This is a genomic window from Vibrio genomosp. F6 (assembly GCF_005146325.1).
GTDB lineage: Bacteria > Pseudomonadota > Gammaproteobacteria > Enterobacterales > Vibrionaceae > Vibrio > Vibrio cortegadensis.
Window position 1 is genome coordinate 20,940 of record NZ_SYUT01000021.1, and the last position, 16,979, is coordinate 37,918.

Sequence of the window (16,979 nt, forward strand, 5' to 3'; positions counted from 1 at the left end):
CAATAAGTGAATAGAAGTCGACTTAATAAACACGTATGTGTTATTCATTGCTGTCATAAGAAAATGTAAGACAAAGTGCAGGTTGATGAACTTAACAATGGAAAGGTTGAAACACACAATGGGGCGTGCGACGTGAAGTCGTATGAAGCGCTGTTCACCGCTTAACGAGTGAACCATTTGTATCACCAGATGAACCTAGGAGCCTGAATAAAGTAGCGGCTCTGACAATGTAACGAAGGTTGGCATTTGCCAATCGGGATCTAAATCGTGAGAGGACGATCCTCCTGATAACCACAATCGGGTGAGTGCTAGGTAGTCAGTATGATGAACATAAGTAAATCCGCGTAAGGTGCGTTATGTGATGAAACAGCGGAAGTGGTTAATACGCTGTGGCCAAAAGGCATGAGAGTCGGAAAGAGATTGCCCCATGCTCTTTCGTGATCGTTGAACTCTCCGCACTATAGCGGGCATCTACACTGACATTGCGTGACATACGGAACACGGTAAGCCTGTATCACTCCCTCTGGGAAAGCCTATGTGGCCGATAGTGATGCGGGTATAGGAGGTTGGAAAAAGCGAAGGCTGCATTGTAACGATGCAGATACAGACCTGTGTCTGGTCACGAAAGTGAGCCCACTTCCGACTGGTCTCCCGTTGCGAGAGAATTTAAAGAACTTTATTCAAGGAGAAATGCAAATGATGATTTCAAAAGAGATTAGTGCCTCTCCTGACAGCGCTCAATGGCAGTCAATCGACTGGAAATCCGTTGAATCGAATGTATTAAAGCTTCAGATGCGTATCGCAAAGGCAACTCGAGAAGGTAAACACGGCAAAGCGAAAGCCTTGCAGTGGCTACTGACTCATTCTCGCTCAGCAAAGCTTCTTGCTGTTAAACGAGTATCTCAAAACAAAGGCAGTAAAACGCCAGGAATAGACGGTGTCATCTGGAATACAGATACACGCCGTATGAAAGCAGTGAATCAATTGAGTCGAAAGGCATACAAAGCCCAACCGCTCAAGCGTATCTATATCCCCAAAAAGAATGGCAAACTTAGGCCATTGGGCATTCCATGCATGATAGACAGAGCGCAACAAGCGCTTCACCTATTAGCATTAGAGCCTGTATCAGAAAGTCTTGCCGACCCTAACAGCTACGGTTTTAGACCAAGGCGAAGCACTGCGGACGCAATCGGCCAGTGTTTTATCTGCTTGAGTCAGAAACGGTCAGCGCAGTGGGTTCTTGAAGGGGACATCAAAGCCTGTTTCGACAAAATCGGGCATCAATGGCTGATGGACAATGTTGCCGTTGATAAGCGTATGTTGAAGCAATGGCTAAAGTCTGGCTTTGTAGACAAAGGGCTATTTTACGACACCGATGAAGGCACGCCTCAAGGCGGGATTATATCCCCAACCTTGATGTTAATGACACTCTCTGGTCTCGAACAGCACATTAAGTCTACTGCACTCAAAAAGGGTGCAAGAGCTAACTTCATTGGATACGCTGACGATTTCGTCGTCACTTGCGCTTCAAAGGAAGTACTCGAGAACGATATCAAACCGTTGATTACTGATTTCCTAGCGGAAAGAGGCTTAACATTATCCGAAGAGAAAACGCACATTACTCATATCAACGATGGCTTTGACTTCCTTGGGTTCAACCATAGGAAGTACAAAGGGAAACTGCTCATTAAGCCGAGTAAATCCAATACGTTGATGTTCTTAAGTAATCTGCGTGAACTCATCAAAAAGCACGTAACCCTGCCAGTGAATGATCTTATCAAATTGATAAATCCGAAGCTTAGGGGATGGTCGAACTATTATCGACATTGCGTTGCAAAACAGGTATTCGGATATATAGGCCACAAGCTGTTCCACACGTTATGGCACTGGGCTAAAAGGCGTCATCCAACAAAGTCTAAAACTTGGATCGCCCTAAAATACTTCATCAACCGAAAAGGTCAATGGCAGTTTCACGGTTGGCAGAAGATCATGGATATGGATTGCCAGTTCAATCTCTTCCAAATAGCTAAAGTGCCTATAGAAAGACATGTGAAAATCCGAAGTGCAGCGACACCCTTTGACCCTCTTTACCAAGAATACTTGGTAAAGAGAAAATCCAAAAGGCTAGCTCGTAACTCTTGGAACGAACCTGCTTCGACTGCTTTATAAGTTGCTGGGTATCATTTGATGCCTTTGTGGAGGCTTGAGCCTAGTGCAGTGAAAGTTGCACGCTGGGTTCTTATATGGACTCCCAGTTGTAATCAACAAAAAGTTTTAGATAAAGCAGTCGAGATGCGCGCTTATATACGGGCTTTTTTGAGGTGCTACCTCGCCCTAAAATGTAGTCGCACCAATAGGCCAAGTCTTAGGAACGGCATCATCATTTTGTGCCCAAGAACCCAACTAGCTTCTATTGGTCGGTCTTACCTGTTTATCATTGTCGCTCTCTGTTGATTATGCTGAGTGTATCAAGCAAGTTTTTCTGGCTGATACACCAAGTCATTTTTTAAAATGGCATAAGCTGTTCGTACCGTTTTATTTGCTAATGCTATCGCAGCTACTTTCTTCCCACGTCTCTCTATCAATGCCAGTAACCACTGATCTTTGTTTGTTCTAGGTGGACGATTTACTACTTGGGCAATAACTGAAAGCGCTCCTTGAAATAGAGTTGAGCGGAGTCGCTTGTCTGCACTACGTTTTGAGATATGCCCGATTCGCTCTTTGCCACCAGAGGAGTGTTGCTTTGGTGTTAGCCCAATACTTGCCGAAGCATTTCTTCCGTTTGAAAAGTTCTCACCTTTACCTAGTCGTAAGGCTAATCCCAATGATCCTATAGGCCCAACACCTTCAAGCTTCATTAGTTTCTGACACAGCGGATTATCTTTAATCGCTTTTTCCAATTGTTTTGTAAGGGCATCAACATGGTCAATTTGAAGGAGTAAATGCTCCCATAAACGCAAAAGCGACTCTCGAAATTTAGCAGGCAAACCATTTTCAGCGTCCTCAAGAACATACGGAATTTCTTTTCTGAGTACCGCTAGCCCTTGCGGGAGAATAATTCCAAATTCAAGTAACAATCCACGGATCTGATTACTTTGGGAAATCTGATTAGTTAACGCTAGATTTCTGGCTCGTTCCATGGATTGCATAGCTTGTTCATCTACTGATTGAATTCGTATGCTATGGATATGGTCGAGAGATGAAGCAGTAGCGATCGCAAGAGCATCATTTCTGTCGGTTTTTTGTTTTGTTTGGAACCCTTTCACCGACCTAGCATTAATGACTTTAACCTGGTGACCTGCTTCTTTTGCATATCTCGCCCAATAGTGGGCACTGGAACACGCCTCCATGGATACTAAAGAAAGCTTTTCTTTGATTAGAAGCTGTTTTAGCTTCGCCCGACTGACCTCCCGATTATATAAAACTTTTCCGTGTGGGCTAACTTTGCATACTTGGAAAACATTTTTTGCCAGATCAATGGCGATAATATTATATTTATTCATTGTATGGACTCATGTTGGTTTTTGGTCAACTTAAACGTAGCTCTCCGAGGAGAGGGAGTCCATACATCTTAGGGAGACGGCACTTGGTAACAAGTGTCGTCCACCCGACAAAAACGTGCCAGAGCCTCCATCAGCAAGGTTCTGGACAGAAACCGTTTAGGTACTTTGCTCTAAACGGTTTCAATCAGATTAGAAAAAGTATCTTGAAACCTAAACGTTTGTTATGTCTTTTTGCCAAATAGTTCTACAATATTCAAAGCATGTGGTTTTAAATCATCAGGCAGCGCAGCCAACCATTTGTCAAAAAATTTGTAGATATCATCGGTATCCGCACAAACCCAGGTATTGAGATAACTTATCGCTCGCCACAACTGCGGGTTTTCTTCAAACAAAGGTAATAGCATAATTGCTATAGTGGTATTGATATTTCGCATGTATTGATTACTTTCTAGATCATCCAATCTAGCTACAAACCAACTTTGAAAATCAATACCCTCAGGCAATCTGTGGCTCTCATCAACGATTCTATTCTCGGCATATTTATATAGATTTTGACTGTAATCACGCCAATTTTCGTAGGGGGGATTTTCCTGCCACATTTCAGACATTCGTCTTAGCACGAATAGTGAAGCAAGTTCGCAAATAGTTTCTTCAAACCACTTAACCTTGCGGCTACCATTTGAATAGTTAGTTCTTATATGGCAATACTCATGAGCAAACTGATAAGCGTGTTGATCCCAAGTTCGATCTTTCGAACTTAGTAGGACTTGGTATTCATTATTCTGTCCTCTGTCGAAAAGGACCCGGGGACCATGTGTGGCATTATGAATGACAAGAACATCTGAATTTGCGTCAGACTCGAAGTATTTATTCATAACGCACACGACCGAATCGAGAACAGCTTGTAAATCTACTGTTCGAGCATTTCCCCAATTATGAGGTGTTAGTAGAATACTCATTATTTTCCTCTAAAAGACATAACGCCAGCCATAAGGTGCGCCCCACCGAACTCACCAAGCCAACTGAACTTCAAACCAAAACCGCCGAGTGTAACGCGTCACACCTGACGGCCTTGTTATAAAGCTTTGAATAACGGTGAATTACTTAACTTAACTTCATCTTCAAGTACAGAGGATAAATGTTTTAAAGCCTCAGCAAAACTCTCACATTTTGCAAAATCGATGGAAATTGGCGACTTTGAAAATCTATCAGTAATGCTTTTAGGTAGCTCATAAACATCTACGCCATCTTCCTCGCCACAGTGAACAAAGCTTGCATCTGAGTAAAAGTCTTTACTATGAGCGACTTCATTTCTTAGCTTTATTAGAGTAATTAACGACTGATAATGCTGAGAAGAGTTGTCAGTTATAAACTTACCGCCTGACAATAAATACCCTAAAGCATCCAGCTTTTTTGCCAAATTCATTGAAAGGAAAGCCATGGCATGTCTTTTATAGTGTTCTTGAGGGAAAGTAAGAAAAGTCCACTTAACAATCCCATGGTTTAACAAGGATTCAAGTGTCGCAGAAGCTGATAAAATGAATGCATATTTATTTGGGTTGTTCCAAAACTTATCATCATGGATGTGATCTAGTAGATATTCAACCGCATCTAACAACCCTTTAGAAGAGCTTACTATTGTTGGAATCTTCATAATTACCTTTACTTTATAGACGGACTTTTTCCGTCGTTGCATTCCGTCTATGTTGCTGCCATTTATTATGAAACTCAACAGGTATCAACCTGTTATATGAATCGGCATATAGTTGTGGGGTTGAATTACGGAAAAATTCCGTATAAGAGATAAAAGTACGGATTAGATTAACTTGTTCTATTGGTGTACTGCTCAGGTGTTCCGTTTGCAGGTTCTGAGAAGGTTTGGGGCAGATCCTAGCTAGCGACAGGAGCGGTTTGGTTTTGCGCGCAGAAAGCAAAGAAACCACCAGATTGATGGTCATATGGGGGAGCCGTTCGTTTAGCGGCCCGGTTGAGGAAGTCTTTTGCCGGTTAACAGGTTATGACAGATCACCCAGAAGCTGACTTTTTTTACTTTGCCCGGTTTAGCAGGTAACGGATAAGCACTTTCAACATGAAAGCGGAGCTTACCACGCTCTTTCCAAACCCGGTATACTACCTGATAATAAACTTCGCTGCCGTCCTCTTGGGTGAGCTTACAGCTACAGTACCGACTGTAACCACCATGATAAGTAAACTGCTCCGGTAGTGTCTCGATGATCCTCGGCAATTGCCTGGATAGCTCATATCGGGTCAAATCAAATACCCGTAGATCTACCGGATACGGGTAAAGCAGCACACGCTCCGGCGTTTCATCATCTCGTATCGAGCGGGTGAAAGTATGATGCGAAAAAGTGAAGAACAGCGTATAACGCTCGTTGCGATTAGGGTGTTGAAACGTCACCTTGAGCGCATCCAGGTGACCAAAATCAAACTCTTTATTATCGTACTGAAACGATTTCCAGTGCTGAACAGCATTGTCGGGGAGGTTAAAGAGTCGGTTCGTTGCCATAGAAAAAGCAGTTTCCTTACGCCAGAAATAACAAAGGCTCCATCATGGGAGCCTTCGCCAAGATAACTCTTGGATTCAGAACATCATTACCGGGCACTGCCTCGACCTCAAAGAGGTTATGCGATGTCATGCTAAAAAGCATGTCTGCTGCATCGTTACTTAGAGTCTACGCCAACCCGGTCAGGTGTCAAGATATTTTGATACCAGCGTTAATGGTGGCTAATTTGGCTGTCTTTCTCCCAGGTTAGTCACCCGCCATCGCTCACGCCCCACACAGCAAAAGCACACCGCAACAGCAAGGGTGACGATTTCCGTCAATTTTTGCCGGAATGAGTGGATTTTTGGCTACGTTCAGGAAATTTCACTGGGGTATCAGGAAATTCTGACCGGGTTTGATGAGTCGGGCTGCGGGGCCGATGAATTACCGATCTGCAATTTCTTCTCTTTTTGGGGGCCGTTTGGTTTTGCGGCTAGAAAACAAAAAGGCCACCGGGCGGTGGCCATGTGGAGTTAGCAGACTCTGCCTAACCGGTTGTTCCCGGTCACGCTTGATGTTGTTCATCATGCTGAATGCAATACGCTTTTGGACATAAACGAGCTAACGACTTCCCTAATTTAGCAAACCATAAATAACATGTATTGCAAAATTTCGCAGAAAGCCGTTAACTTGAATACGCCAGAGGTACATTTCGTTACAGTAACCTAAGTTGCATTACGATCAATAGTGACTCATGCATACTCAAGGATATCTACTTATAATAACTGTTGCTCTACAAGCGTCTTCCAGAACCCAACACCCTGCTCCAGAATATTATCGTTGAAATCGTAGTGTGGGTTATGAAGCGCAGTGCCGCCACACTCACCAACACCATTCCCAACTAGCACATAGCACCCTTTTACTTCGCGCAGCATGAACGAGAAATCCTCACTGATGGTGAAGCGTTCACATGCTCCATTCACATTCTCTTCACCAACAACCGCTTGTGCTGCTTTCACTGCATGAGCCGTCTCTTCGGGCGTGTTAATCGTAGACAAGAAACTATTGTTGAAATTGTATTGGTAATCAACACCTGCCGACATGCACTGGCCAGCGACAACACGCTCAATCGCTTTCTCAATTTTATGCAATGCTTGATCGGTAAAGCTGCGAGTGTCACCTGAAATAGTCACTTGCGAAGGAATCACATTCACGGTGCCATTGGTAACAAAGTTAGTCACCGAGATAACCGCCGTCTCATCAATCGCGCTCAAATTACGTGAAACGATGGTTTGCAGTGCTGTGACCACCTGAGCTCCAACAACAATCGGATCGGTTCCCATGTGTGGCATCGCCGCGTGGCCGCCCGTCGCTTTGATCACAATCTCAAAACTACTTTCACTTGCCATAAGCGAGCTTGGACGAGTCACAAATTTACCTTCTGGGATACCCGGTAAGTTATGCATTGCATAAATAGCATCCATATGCCACCGAGTAAACAACCCGTCAGAGATCATAGCTTTAGCGCCAGTACCTCGCTCTTCATCGGGTTGAAAAATAAAATATACCGTCCCATCAAAGCTTTGAGTTTTAGCTAATTCATGGGCTGCACCAAGAAGCATTGCGGTATGACCATCATGCCCACAAGCATGCATTGCACCATCATGCTTTGAAGCATGACAAAAAGTATTCTCTTCATGAATACGCAAGGCATCCATATCAGCACGTAAACCAATAGAACGATCGCTTGTGCCATTTTTTAAAATTCCAACAACTCCTGTACCGCCAATACCACGGTGGACTTCAATGCCGAACTCTTCGAGTTTATTCGCAACGAAGTCAGAGGTTTTGAACTCTTCAGTGCCAAATTCAGGGTACTGATGTAAATGGCGGCGCCATTCAATAACTTTTTGTTCGATTGTCATCGTAACCTCTCAATAATTTTTTAGTAATAAGCCCCTAACTTTGGATAAAAGTTAGGGGCTGGCTGATAGTCAAAGCGTATTTATTAGCTCGCTTGTTCAGCTTTTTCTAGCTTTACTTCTGCTTCTTCTATTTCTGCATCTACTGATGTAGTCGGCTCATCAGAGAACTCTGCACGGAACATTTTGAAAGTACTCCAGATACATAGGAAGAGTACAAACATTAATGGTAGAGCGAATATCAGGCTTATGCTTTGTAGCATATCGATGCCTGTTTTAGTCGTCATCATTAGTGTTAAAGCCATTGCACACTGAGCAATAACCCAGATGATTTTCATTTTGTTGCTTGGGTTGTCAGAGCCGTCTTCACACATACTTGCTAGTGTAAAAGTTGAGCTGTTTAGCGAAGTGATAAAGCACGTAAATAGAGCAATGACTACACCAATTGAGATTACCGTACCCATTGGATAATCTTGAAGTACGATAAAGGTCGCTGCTTTTGATGATGCTGCAGCTGCTTTTAGTACCTCAGGCTCAGATTGAATACCGATAGTCCCGAAAAATGCAACCCAGATGAAGATACCGACACAAGGGATTAACATTGAACCAAGTACAAACTCACGTACAGTTCGCCCCTTTGATACACGAGCAATAAACGGACCTACAAATGGTGCCCAAGCAATAGCCCAAGCATAGTAGTAGATAGGCCAGCCACGAATCCAACCAGCTTCTTCTTCTGCTGCAAATGTTGGTAACATCAGCGCATCTTTGAAGAAATCATTCATATAATTACCGATTGCATCAAAGTACACATTAATCATAGTGGTCGTAGGACCAACAATAGCGACAAGAACAATCAGGCCGACTAATAAATAAGCATTATAGTCAGATAAAAGCTTAATTCCTTTTTCCAAGCCAGTTGTTGTGCATATGATTGTAATAAATGCCACCACACCCACTAGCAAGAAAGTAACCCATGGAGCATCAGGTGTACCGAACAGGTATGAGAAACTAATGCCTAACGACAAACCGGTTTGCCCAAGAGAAGTGGAAATACCAGCAATAGCACCAAACACACAGATCAGGTTTACAATTTTCCCTAGGCTGCCGTTTGCCTTCCCTCGCCCCCAAGGAATAAGGATATTACTGATTAGGCCACTCTCATTCTTACGGAACATCAAGTAGCCAAGAACAAGGCCAACAACAGAGAATGCAGCCCAAGCTTGAATCCCTTGGTGAATAAAGCTTTGCTTCATTGCAAATTCCGCGGCGGCTGCAGTTTGTGGATCAATACCTGTAGTAGAAAGTGGGTTCATATAGTGATAAACAGGCTCTGCAACACCCCAATAGAGCATTACTGTCCCCATACCCGCTGAGAACAACATCCCAATCCAAGAGAAAGTACTAAACTCTGGTTTAGCATCATCTGGCCCAAACTTGATATTACCGTACTTACTAAATGCAAAGAAAAACATAATCATGACGTAGGAAAATGAGCCTGCCATGTATATCCAACCAAATGTATCAGTCAGATAAGTCATGGTTCCAATACCTACGTTGTACAACTGCTCTGGAAATAATATCCCAGCAGCTACGATAGTTAAGATAAAGCAGATAGTACTAGTAAATAGCATTTTGCCTTGTTTTAATTGTGGTTGATTCGCTGACATTATCAGTTCTCCTGAAAATTATTTAATTACAATGAGTTCTGGTTCTGCACGTTCACTTAACCATTCAGCACCATCTTCCGTGATCACAATGTTCTCTTCATGGACCATTGATTTACCCGGCGCGTAAACCATGCCCGGTTCTAACGTCATCACCATGCCAGGCTTAAGTATTGTATTATCAGTAGCGGTGTTAGATGGACGCTCTGTCAGTTCCATACCCAAGCCATGCCCAAGACGACCGACATCGTTACCTAAAGCTCCGTTTGCTTCTAATACGCCCCACATTGCATTATAAATATCAGTTGTTGTCGCTCCTGGTTTAGCCGCTTCGAAACCTTTTGTCGTAGCTTCGTAAGTCGCGCGGTATGCCGCTTTCGTTTCATCACTTGCATGACCAAATGCCCAGTTGCGATCGAAATCAGAGAAGTAACCATCACGCACGGCACCGGTATCGATGATCAAGACATCTCCCGGCTCGATGATGCGGTCGGTTGGGCCCATGATGATGCTGTCGTAACCGTCAGGCCCTGAACCCGCGATGATGTAAGGGCACTCATCAGCCCCTTCTAACAACATATCGATACGGAATTGTTTACAGATTTCACGTTCTGTCATACCGGCTTTGGCGTATTGAGGGATTTTGCTAAAGCCAACATTGGTAATGCGGCAGATTTCACGCGTTTTTTCGATTTCAGCTTGTGATTTGATCTGACGTAGCTCATGCATTGCTAAAGACACATCAACAAAGTCTTTCTTAACCATAGTGGTTAACTTGAGGTAGTTGTTCACAGGCATACGTAGGTGAGACTCAATACCCAACGTTGCGCCTACTCGGCCATGACGACAAGGCAGGGAGTTCAATGCGCTAGCAACTAAGCTAATACCATCATCTTCAGGACGAGGAGAAGGCCAAGTAATAATGTTATCGACCCATGTTCCGGCCATACCGCTAGCACCGATTTCAGGAACTATAGCGATAGGTTTACCTTCAGCTGGAATAACCACAAACCATGGTCGAGTTGGGCTATGCCAAAACTGAGTATGGAAACCAGTAAAGTAGCGAACGTTTGGCTCTGTCGTAAAAATCATTGCATCTAATTTCTGCTCATGCATAACTTTTTGGGCACGTGATGTTCTGTTTTCAAACTCAGCTTGTTCAAAGCCGCGGTTCAGATAGTTAGTCATTGGGACCTCTAATTATTATTGTGGGTCAGTAAATGCTAACCAACCCTATAGTTCAACTTTGTTTACGTTACGTTGAACATATTACTGACATTTCAGTCAAATAATGTGACCAAGGTCTTACGGTTAACTATAGTGACCACAAGTTGTATTAAACTAATGCTCACATTGATTTCGATCACTTTTGGGTACTTATTTGTAACTTTAATCTTGCATGAAAAAATAATATATAGTTTTATAGTTACATAAAGTTAATTGAAATCTTGAAATTTATCGAATAACCAATGATAATGAAAGGCACTTAAAGTTAACTACAGTGGTCTAAAATGAATGCATCAGCATATAAATCGTTTAACGTAGAATTCACCGACAGCGACAGAGAACATCTCGAACTGAACTTTCGCTTAGCCGAAACTATTGCTGACTTTATTGGTCCGCATTGTGAAGTAGTGATCCATTCATTCGAGAGTTTTGAAAAGTCGGTGGTGAAGATAGTGAACGGTCATCATACAGGACGAGAAGTGGGGTCTCCGATTACCGATCTGGGTTTGAAGATGTTGAGCGTATTTGAGAGTACAGGAGAGGTCACGCCAAAAAGTTACTTCACGACCAGTAAAGATGGCTCATTACTAAAATCAACGACCTGTGTGCTGGCTGGAGAAAATGGTAAACCGATCGGGTTGTTCTGTATCAACATGAACTTATCTCACCCGTTTCCAGAGATCATAAAGACTTTAATGCCGGACATGACTCATGCTCCAGTAGGTGTGCATGAAAACTTTGGAGCTTCAACTACAGAAGTGATTGAGCAAGCGCTTGAGCACGCTATTTTTGAAGTCGATAACAATGAATCAGTCAACTTAAAAGGTCGAAACAAAGCCATCACCAAGCGATTGCTTGAGAATGGTATTTTCGAGTTAAAAGAGGCGACAGCATTCGTATCTGAGCGTCTTGGAATTACTCGCCATGCTGTGTACAAATACATCCGCGAGTTCAGAGCATAAAATCATATAAAGAGAAGCGTAATGAAAACTAAAATCCATACAGATCTAGCACCCGCAGCAATCGGCCCATACTCTCAAGGTATGTCATTCAAAGATCTCATCTTTACTTCAGGTCAACTACCGCTAGATGCAAAAACAATGGCGTTTGTTGAAGGTGGCATTAAAGAGCAAGCTCGCATGTCACTAGAAAACCTAAAGGCAGTATTGGAACAGAGTGGAGGTTCACTCGACACTGTAATTAAAACCACATGTTTCCTATCTGATATGGAAAATTTCGTTGCATTTAATGAAGTTTACACAGAAGTATTCGGAACAGATAACGCGCCAGCACGCTCATGTGTTGAAGCAGCTCGTTTACCAAAAGACGCATTAGTTGAAGTTGAAGCGATCGCTTACATCAAATAATAACGCTGTATTAAAAGTAATACTGTTTGTACTACAAACGACTAAATAGGTCATTGAGTACCCATTAATGACCTTCCATTCCTTTGCCTGAATCTAAGTGTGCCCTATGTTAAAACTATCAAAAAATTCATTCTACACTGGTCAAGTCTGCGAACTATTTACCGCTTATCAAGCGCAACAAGCACGTGAGTTTCACAGCCAGATCGAAGGCTATCAACCCACTCCACTCGTGTCTCTTCCACATCTTGCTAAGCTGCTTGGTGTTAAAGCTATTCTAGTTAAAGACGAATCAAAACGCTTTGGTTTGAATGCATTCAAAGTACTCGGTGGTTCTTACGCTCTCGGTCGTCAATTGGCAAAACACCTTGGCATTGATATCTCTGAAATCAATCTTAAGACAGTGGCTTCAAAACTAGACGAACCACTTGTTTTCACTACGGCAACCGCAGGAAATCATGGTACAGGTGTTGCTTGGGCAGCGCGCGAAATGGGACAGAAAGCCGTGGTTTACATGCCTAAAGGTTCATCTCAAGCAAGTGTGAATCGCATTAAAGGCTTAGGCGCTGAATGCATAGTAACAGAGGTTAATTACGACGACACGGTGCGTATGGCGAACCAAACTGCGCAAGACAAGGGCTGGATGCTAGTGCAAGATACTGCATGGGAGGGCTATGAAGAAATCCCTACATGGATTTCTCAGGGCTACATGACTATGGCAGATGAAGCTATTGAACAAGCTCAAGCATTAGAATTCAACGCTCCAACTCATGTTCTTTTACAAGCAGGGGTTGGCGCTATGGCTGGAGGAGTCTTAGGCTATCTTGCAGACAAGTTAGGACCGAATACTTTTGAAACCATCATTGCTGAGCCATCTGCTGCCGATTGTATTTTCCGCTCAGGTGAAAAAGGTGAAATGGTAAACGTAACTGGTGAGTTGAACTCGATTATGGCTGGTCTTGCATGTGGTGAACCAAACCCAGTAACGTGGCCAGTATTACGAGATTGCAGCAATCACTTTGTTTCGGTTGACGACAATATCTCAGCAACGGGTATGCGTATCCTTGGCAACCCACTTAGCGGTGATGCGCAAGTGATCAGTGGCGAATCTGGCGCGATCACTCTTGGCTTACTTTACACGTTATGTCGTGAAGGTGCAGACCAAGCAACTCGTGACGAGCTAGGCCTAAATGAAGATGCAACCATCATGCTATTTAGCACTGAAGGTGATACCAACCAACCTCGCTACCGTGACGTTGTTTGGAACGGCTTGCATCATTCTAGCTAGTATTTAGCAACAAATACTCCTCAACTTTATTCAAAAGCCACAGTATTCACTGTGGCTTTTCGTTAAAACTCAAGGTTTAGTGAGACACTAATCATCCGCTTCCCCCCTCATAGAACAAAACGATAATGTGAAAGTTAATATTGACCCTCATATAAAATTACTTTACCTTTAATCGCATTTCGACGATTAACGATAATTATTAAAGAGAAAATATTATGACATCAAAATTAGGCTTTCTAGATCGCTACTTAACATTGTGGATTTTTATCGCCATGGGCATAGGGATATTGCTTGGTATCATATTTCCACAAATCGAGCAGTGGAATGAAGTAATGTCGGTGGGAAACACCAATGTTCCTTTAGCAATTGGGCTGATTCTGATGATGTACCCACCTTTAGCTAAAGTTAACTACAGCCTATTAGGCGCTGTGGTGAAGGATAAAAAAGCGATCAAGCTATCTTTAGTCATGAATTGGCTAGTTGGCCCTGTATTAATGTTCATTTTAGCTATCACCTTTTTAGGCGATCATCCTGGCTATATGGTAGGCGTTATTATGATCGGTCTTGCTCGTTGTGTTGCTATGGTTCTAGTTTGGAATGACATTGGCGGTGGTAACAAAGAATACGGAGCAGCTCTAGTTGCATTGAACAGCGCATTCCAAGTTGTGGGGTACAGCTTCATGGCTTGGTTATTCATCAGTATCCTACCTCCAGTATTTGGTTACGAAGGAATGATGGTTGATATCTCGATGATTGATATTGCATATAGCCTATTAATTTATTTAGGCATACCATTTTTAGCAGGCTTCTTGAGTCGTAAGATCTTGGTATCGATGAAAGGCGAACAATGGTACACAGACGTATTCATTCCGCGCATTTCACCGCTCACTTTGGTTGCGCTCCTAGCAACAATTATTTTGATGTTTAGTTTAAAGGGCGAAATGATCTTCGAACTTCCAATGGATGTACTATTGATCGCCATTCCACTAATTATCTACTTCACGTTGATGTTCTTCATCAGCTTCTTCATTGGTAAGCAGATAGGTATCGATTACGACAAAAACGCCTCGATTGCGTTCACAGCAACAGGTAATAATTTTGAATTGGCGATTGCTGTATCTATCGCTGTATTTGGAATTAACTCAGACCAAGCTTTCGCTGGTGTGATCGGTCCACTGATTGAAATACCTGTTCTAATTTATCTAGTGAACGTAGCATTGAAGATGAAAGATAAGTACTACAACGGTCTAAGAATTAAATCTAGCAACTAGCAACTAGCAACTAGCAAAAATTACTTAGCGTTTTTATGGGCCGCAACGTAGAACTTAACTCAATAAATATTACCTCAATTTTTTCATATATTCGTTTTTTCTTTCCGAAGTAAATAACGAACATTACAATACATTGAGGCTAGTTAAACCTCTTTTTTGCATCGAAAAATGACAGTAATTCTCAATAAAAGCCAAAACCACAATCATTATTTACGTGTGCATTTAATGAATAAACAAACATATATTAAAATACAACTTGGTCGTCAAATCATTTTTTTTGTGGAGATTTTTTACGAAACACTAGTACTCTTTAGGCGTAAATTTTCAAACTATTTCTTCGACAATCTAGCCAGCAAAAATCAGAATAAACAGACTCAAACCTTAAGACAAACCACCCCTTAACTATACCTCTATCATGTGGGTAAAAGTTTCAGAACCACGTCGTCGTAATCATCAAAAGAAGACAGTAAATAGTGTCTAGAAAGTAATATTAATCATGCAGAGTTATGTCGGTTTACTAAAACATGGGAAGGTATTAATCATAGAATTAGCCCTGAATTCAAACGTCAATTCACTACAAATTTTATGTACACAACAACAGCAAATTTTTGTGTAAAAGTAGTATTCTAACAATGAAGCAAGATAGCACCACAGGTAGCGCCTCGTAAAGTTAGTACTACCAAATAAATAAGATACTAAATTTGTCACATTGTTTGCTGAAAGCAATACATATTAAGTTCTCAAAACTTCGAACTACACTCACAAATTACGATGAAATATTTTGATCATCATAAACATCCAACCATTAAGGGTGAATTAAAATACATAAAATAAGGATTTTAATTCACCCTTATCAAAAATCACAATAACACTCTCCCCTTTTTCTCTTGCGCTAGTAGCGCAAGAATTCGTATTATTGCGCTACTAGCGCAAGAATTGCGAAAGTTGCGCTACTAGCGCAAGAATTTCCACTAAATTGAACTTACCACTTGCGCTACTGACGCAAGATTTTCATTTTCGACTTGCGCTATTAGCGCAAGTTTTACTTAACGAACAAAATTGCGCTACTAGCGCAAGAATTCCCACAAAATTTGACTTTAACTTGCGCTACTAGCGCAAGATTCTCACTTTTGACTTGCGCTAGTAGCGCAAGTGTACAAAAAACAACCATAGCTAGTGGTTAGACACCTAATAAAACAGTGTGTTTTTGCAAGTTTAAAGTGAGTTTTAATCGTCAATTCGACATGATAAATCAGTGCTATCCCCCAGCGTATAAAGCCTATATAGATATATAAAGAATATATAACGATAAGATATATATTCTTCTAAAGACGTTGCATGATGATCGAAACGTGATAATTTTCACACACTACTTTTGTTGCTTTATGCATTTCTTATTCATGCATATCAATCGCCACTCTTACATAAACAATAGCAGTGATACATGTAAAGGATACACACTAATGAATTTATAATTAGCTATTTTTATAAGGCTTTTAAACTTAAACGAACTCAAGCGGTGTAAGAGTAAAAAAACAAATTATTAACCCCCAAAACTATAAGGAAATAAAAAACCTCATCATTTAAAGCCCTTCTGTTCTGAATGCATGTGCTAGCACGCAAGTCAGAATACTCGTTACCAAAATCCCTGTTAAGTATGGGCAGCTAAAGTGTCGTAACTAACGATGTGTAGACAAAACTACTTTTACATTTATATGGAGATTAACCACAAGCTGAATTAGTCAGCAGCTTCGGCCATTGAGAAAATTTGAACCGACCTTTTATTTGGCCAATTTCATTTAAGCTAAACAGCACCACTTCATTAAATTCGTTTCTTTCAGATTCAGATTTTAGCATTTGATATCTGATGAATTCTACGATAGCAATCATGTAACGTTTAGCCCGCTTATCAGTTATCTTGTATCATGATAGATCTCTAGGATTTAGCTAGCATTCGATCGCGATTTTATCTCTCTAACTTTGCCTTCAGGGATAATGTGCTTACCACTCACTTCAATCACAAACGTTGAGTTACCATAATTGCCTTTATCTAAACCATTAGTACTAAAAGAGATACTCATTTAATTAATCAACCTGGTAACGAAATCATCGCTTTTAACAAGCCTTTTCCTAGCATGCCTTGCTTAAATTTTTCTTCAGCAGAAAAAGCAAGAAAGCTACTTGCAACACATGCTGGATATAGCTGTAAATATACGGTGTTTTTCAAGGTAGT

At 41.7% G+C, this 16,979-nt stretch carries 14 protein-coding genes; 6 read left to right on the plus strand and 8 right to left on the minus strand.

The window, feature by feature from the left end; all coding sequences use genetic code 11:
- Nucleotides 1-696: 696 nt before the first annotated feature.
- On the plus strand, nucleotides 697-2,169 hold the full coding sequence (ltrA, locus tag FCV43_RS07880) for a group II intron reverse transcriptase/maturase (RefSeq protein ID WP_113797776.1): 1,473 nt from the start codon (nucleotides 697-699) through the stop codon (nucleotides 2,167-2,169).
- A 299-nt stretch (nucleotides 2,170-2,468) separates the two neighbouring features.
- Here the strand turns inward: ltrA and FCV43_RS07885 are convergent, their stop codons facing one another.
- The 4 genes from FCV43_RS07885 to FCV43_RS07900 form a co-directional block, all read right to left on the minus strand.
- Nucleotides 2,469-3,503: an IS110 family transposase gene (locus FCV43_RS07885; RefSeq protein WP_136994737.1), complete on the minus strand. Its 1,035-nt coding sequence runs from the start codon at nucleotides 3,501-3,503 to the stop codon at nucleotides 2,469-2,471.
- A 221-nt stretch (nucleotides 3,504-3,724) separates the two neighbouring features.
- Nucleotides 3,725-4,462: a hypothetical protein gene (locus FCV43_RS07890; RefSeq protein ID WP_136994739.1), complete on the minus strand. Its 738-nt coding sequence runs from the start codon at nucleotides 4,460-4,462 to the stop codon at nucleotides 3,725-3,727.
- Nucleotides 4,463-4,578: 116 nt separating this feature from the next.
- Nucleotides 4,579-5,157 (minus strand): hypothetical protein, encoded by a 579-nt coding sequence (locus tag FCV43_RS07895; protein WP_017083850.1) that lies wholly within the window; start codon nucleotides 5,155-5,157, stop codon nucleotides 4,579-4,581.
- A 321-nt stretch (nucleotides 5,158-5,478) separates the two neighbouring features.
- Nucleotides 5,479-6,030, minus strand: a complete 552-nt coding sequence (locus tag FCV43_RS07900) for a hypothetical protein (protein WP_017051259.1) — start codon at nucleotides 6,028-6,030, stop codon at nucleotides 5,479-5,481.
- Between the two features lie 301 nt (nucleotides 6,031-6,331).
- On the opposite strand from FCV43_RS07900, the gene FCV43_RS07905 reads away from it, so the two are divergent.
- Nucleotides 6,332-6,544, plus strand: a complete 213-nt coding sequence (locus FCV43_RS07905; RefSeq protein WP_136994741.1) for a hypothetical protein — start codon at nucleotides 6,332-6,334, stop codon at nucleotides 6,542-6,544.
- Between the two features lie 239 nt (nucleotides 6,545-6,783).
- Here FCV43_RS07905 and FCV43_RS07910 read toward each other — a convergent pair whose 3' ends face one another.
- From FCV43_RS07910 to FCV43_RS07920, 3 genes are all read right to left on the minus strand, one after another.
- Entirely contained in the window at nucleotides 6,784-7,932 is a 1,149-nt protein-coding gene (locus tag FCV43_RS07910; RefSeq protein WP_017051258.1) for a M20 aminoacylase family protein, read from the minus strand.
- A gap of 83 nt (nucleotides 7,933-8,015) precedes the next feature.
- Nucleotides 8,016-9,599, minus strand: coding sequence for a BCCT family transporter (locus FCV43_RS07915; RefSeq protein WP_017051257.1), 1,584 nt, complete (start codon nucleotides 9,597-9,599; stop codon nucleotides 8,016-8,018).
- A gap of 18 nt (nucleotides 9,600-9,617) precedes the next feature.
- Nucleotides 9,618-10,784, minus strand: a complete 1,167-nt coding sequence (locus FCV43_RS07920; protein WP_017051256.1) for a M24 family metallopeptidase — start codon at nucleotides 10,782-10,784, stop codon at nucleotides 9,618-9,620.
- Between the two features lie 323 nt (nucleotides 10,785-11,107).
- Between FCV43_RS07920 and FCV43_RS07925 the strand changes: the two genes are divergently transcribed.
- The 4 genes from FCV43_RS07925 to arsB all read left to right on the plus strand — a co-directional run bounded on the left by FCV43_RS07925 (nucleotide 11,108) and on the right by arsB (nucleotide 14,746).
- Nucleotides 11,108-11,785, plus strand: coding sequence for a helix-turn-helix transcriptional regulator (locus FCV43_RS07925; RefSeq protein ID WP_017051255.1), 678 nt, complete (start codon nucleotides 11,108-11,110; stop codon nucleotides 11,783-11,785).
- Between the two features lie 21 nt (nucleotides 11,786-11,806).
- Complete coding sequence (locus tag FCV43_RS07930) at nucleotides 11,807-12,190, plus strand: RidA family protein (RefSeq protein ID WP_017051254.1); 384 nt, start codon at nucleotides 11,807-11,809, stop codon at nucleotides 12,188-12,190.
- Between the two features lie 106 nt (nucleotides 12,191-12,296).
- Nucleotides 12,297-13,475: a diaminopropionate ammonia-lyase gene (gene dpaL, locus FCV43_RS07935; protein WP_113796404.1), complete on the plus strand. Its 1,179-nt coding sequence runs from the start codon at nucleotides 12,297-12,299 to the stop codon at nucleotides 13,473-13,475.
- A gap of 215 nt (nucleotides 13,476-13,690) precedes the next feature.
- Nucleotides 13,691-14,746: an ACR3 family arsenite efflux transporter gene (gene arsB, locus FCV43_RS07940; RefSeq protein WP_113796406.1), complete on the plus strand. Its 1,056-nt coding sequence runs from the start codon at nucleotides 13,691-13,693 to the stop codon at nucleotides 14,744-14,746.
- Between the two features lie 1,943 nt (nucleotides 14,747-16,689).
- On the opposite strand, the gene FCV43_RS20355 is transcribed toward arsB, so the two are convergent.
- Nucleotides 16,690-16,827 (minus strand): hypothetical protein, encoded by a 138-nt coding sequence (locus FCV43_RS20355; protein WP_170961624.1) that lies wholly within the window; start codon nucleotides 16,825-16,827, stop codon nucleotides 16,690-16,692.
- Between the last annotated feature and the right edge of the window lie 152 nt (nucleotides 16,828-16,979).

What these genes read in the sequence shown, in the direction of transcription:
- FCV43_RS07930 (WP_017051254.1), top strand. Translation starts at nt 11,807, where the DNA reads ATGAAAACTAAAATCCATACAGATCTAGCACCCGCAGCAATCGGCCCA.
- FCV43_RS07885 (WP_136994737.1), bottom strand. Translation starts at nt 3,503, where the DNA reads ATGAATAAATATAATATTATCGCCATTGATCTGGCAAAAAATGTTTTC.
- FCV43_RS20355 (WP_170961624.1), bottom strand. Translation starts at nt 16,827, where the DNA reads ATGAGTATCTCTTTTAGTACTAATGGTTTAGATAAAGGCAATTATGGT.
- FCV43_RS07915 (WP_017051257.1), bottom strand. Translation starts at nt 9,599, where the DNA reads ATGTCAGCGAATCAACCACAATTAAAACAAGGCAAAATGCTATTTACT.
- arsB (WP_113796406.1), top strand. Translation starts at nt 13,691, where the DNA reads ATGACATCAAAATTAGGCTTTCTAGATCGCTACTTAACATTGTGGATT.
- dpaL (WP_113796404.1), top strand. Translation starts at nt 12,297, where the DNA reads ATGTTAAAACTATCAAAAAATTCATTCTACACTGGTCAAGTCTGCGAA.
- FCV43_RS07895 (WP_017083850.1), bottom strand. Translation starts at nt 5,157, where the DNA reads ATGAAGATTCCAACAATAGTAAGCTCTTCTAAAGGGTTGTTAGATGCG.
- FCV43_RS07910 (WP_017051258.1), bottom strand. Translation starts at nt 7,932, where the DNA reads ATGACAATCGAACAAAAAGTTATTGAATGGCGCCGCCATTTACATCAG.
- FCV43_RS07920 (WP_017051256.1), bottom strand. Translation starts at nt 10,784, where the DNA reads ATGACTAACTATCTGAACCGCGGCTTTGAACAAGCTGAGTTTGAAAAC.
- FCV43_RS07925 (WP_017051255.1), top strand. Translation starts at nt 11,108, where the DNA reads ATGAATGCATCAGCATATAAATCGTTTAACGTAGAATTCACCGACAGC.
- FCV43_RS07900 (WP_017051259.1), bottom strand. Translation starts at nt 6,030, where the DNA reads ATGGCAACGAACCGACTCTTTAACCTCCCCGACAATGCTGTTCAGCAC.
- FCV43_RS07890 (WP_136994739.1), bottom strand. Translation starts at nt 4,462, where the DNA reads ATGAGTATTCTACTAACACCTCATAATTGGGGAAATGCTCGAACAGTA.
- ltrA (WP_113797776.1), top strand. Translation starts at nt 697, where the DNA reads ATGATGATTTCAAAAGAGATTAGTGCCTCTCCTGACAGCGCTCAATGG.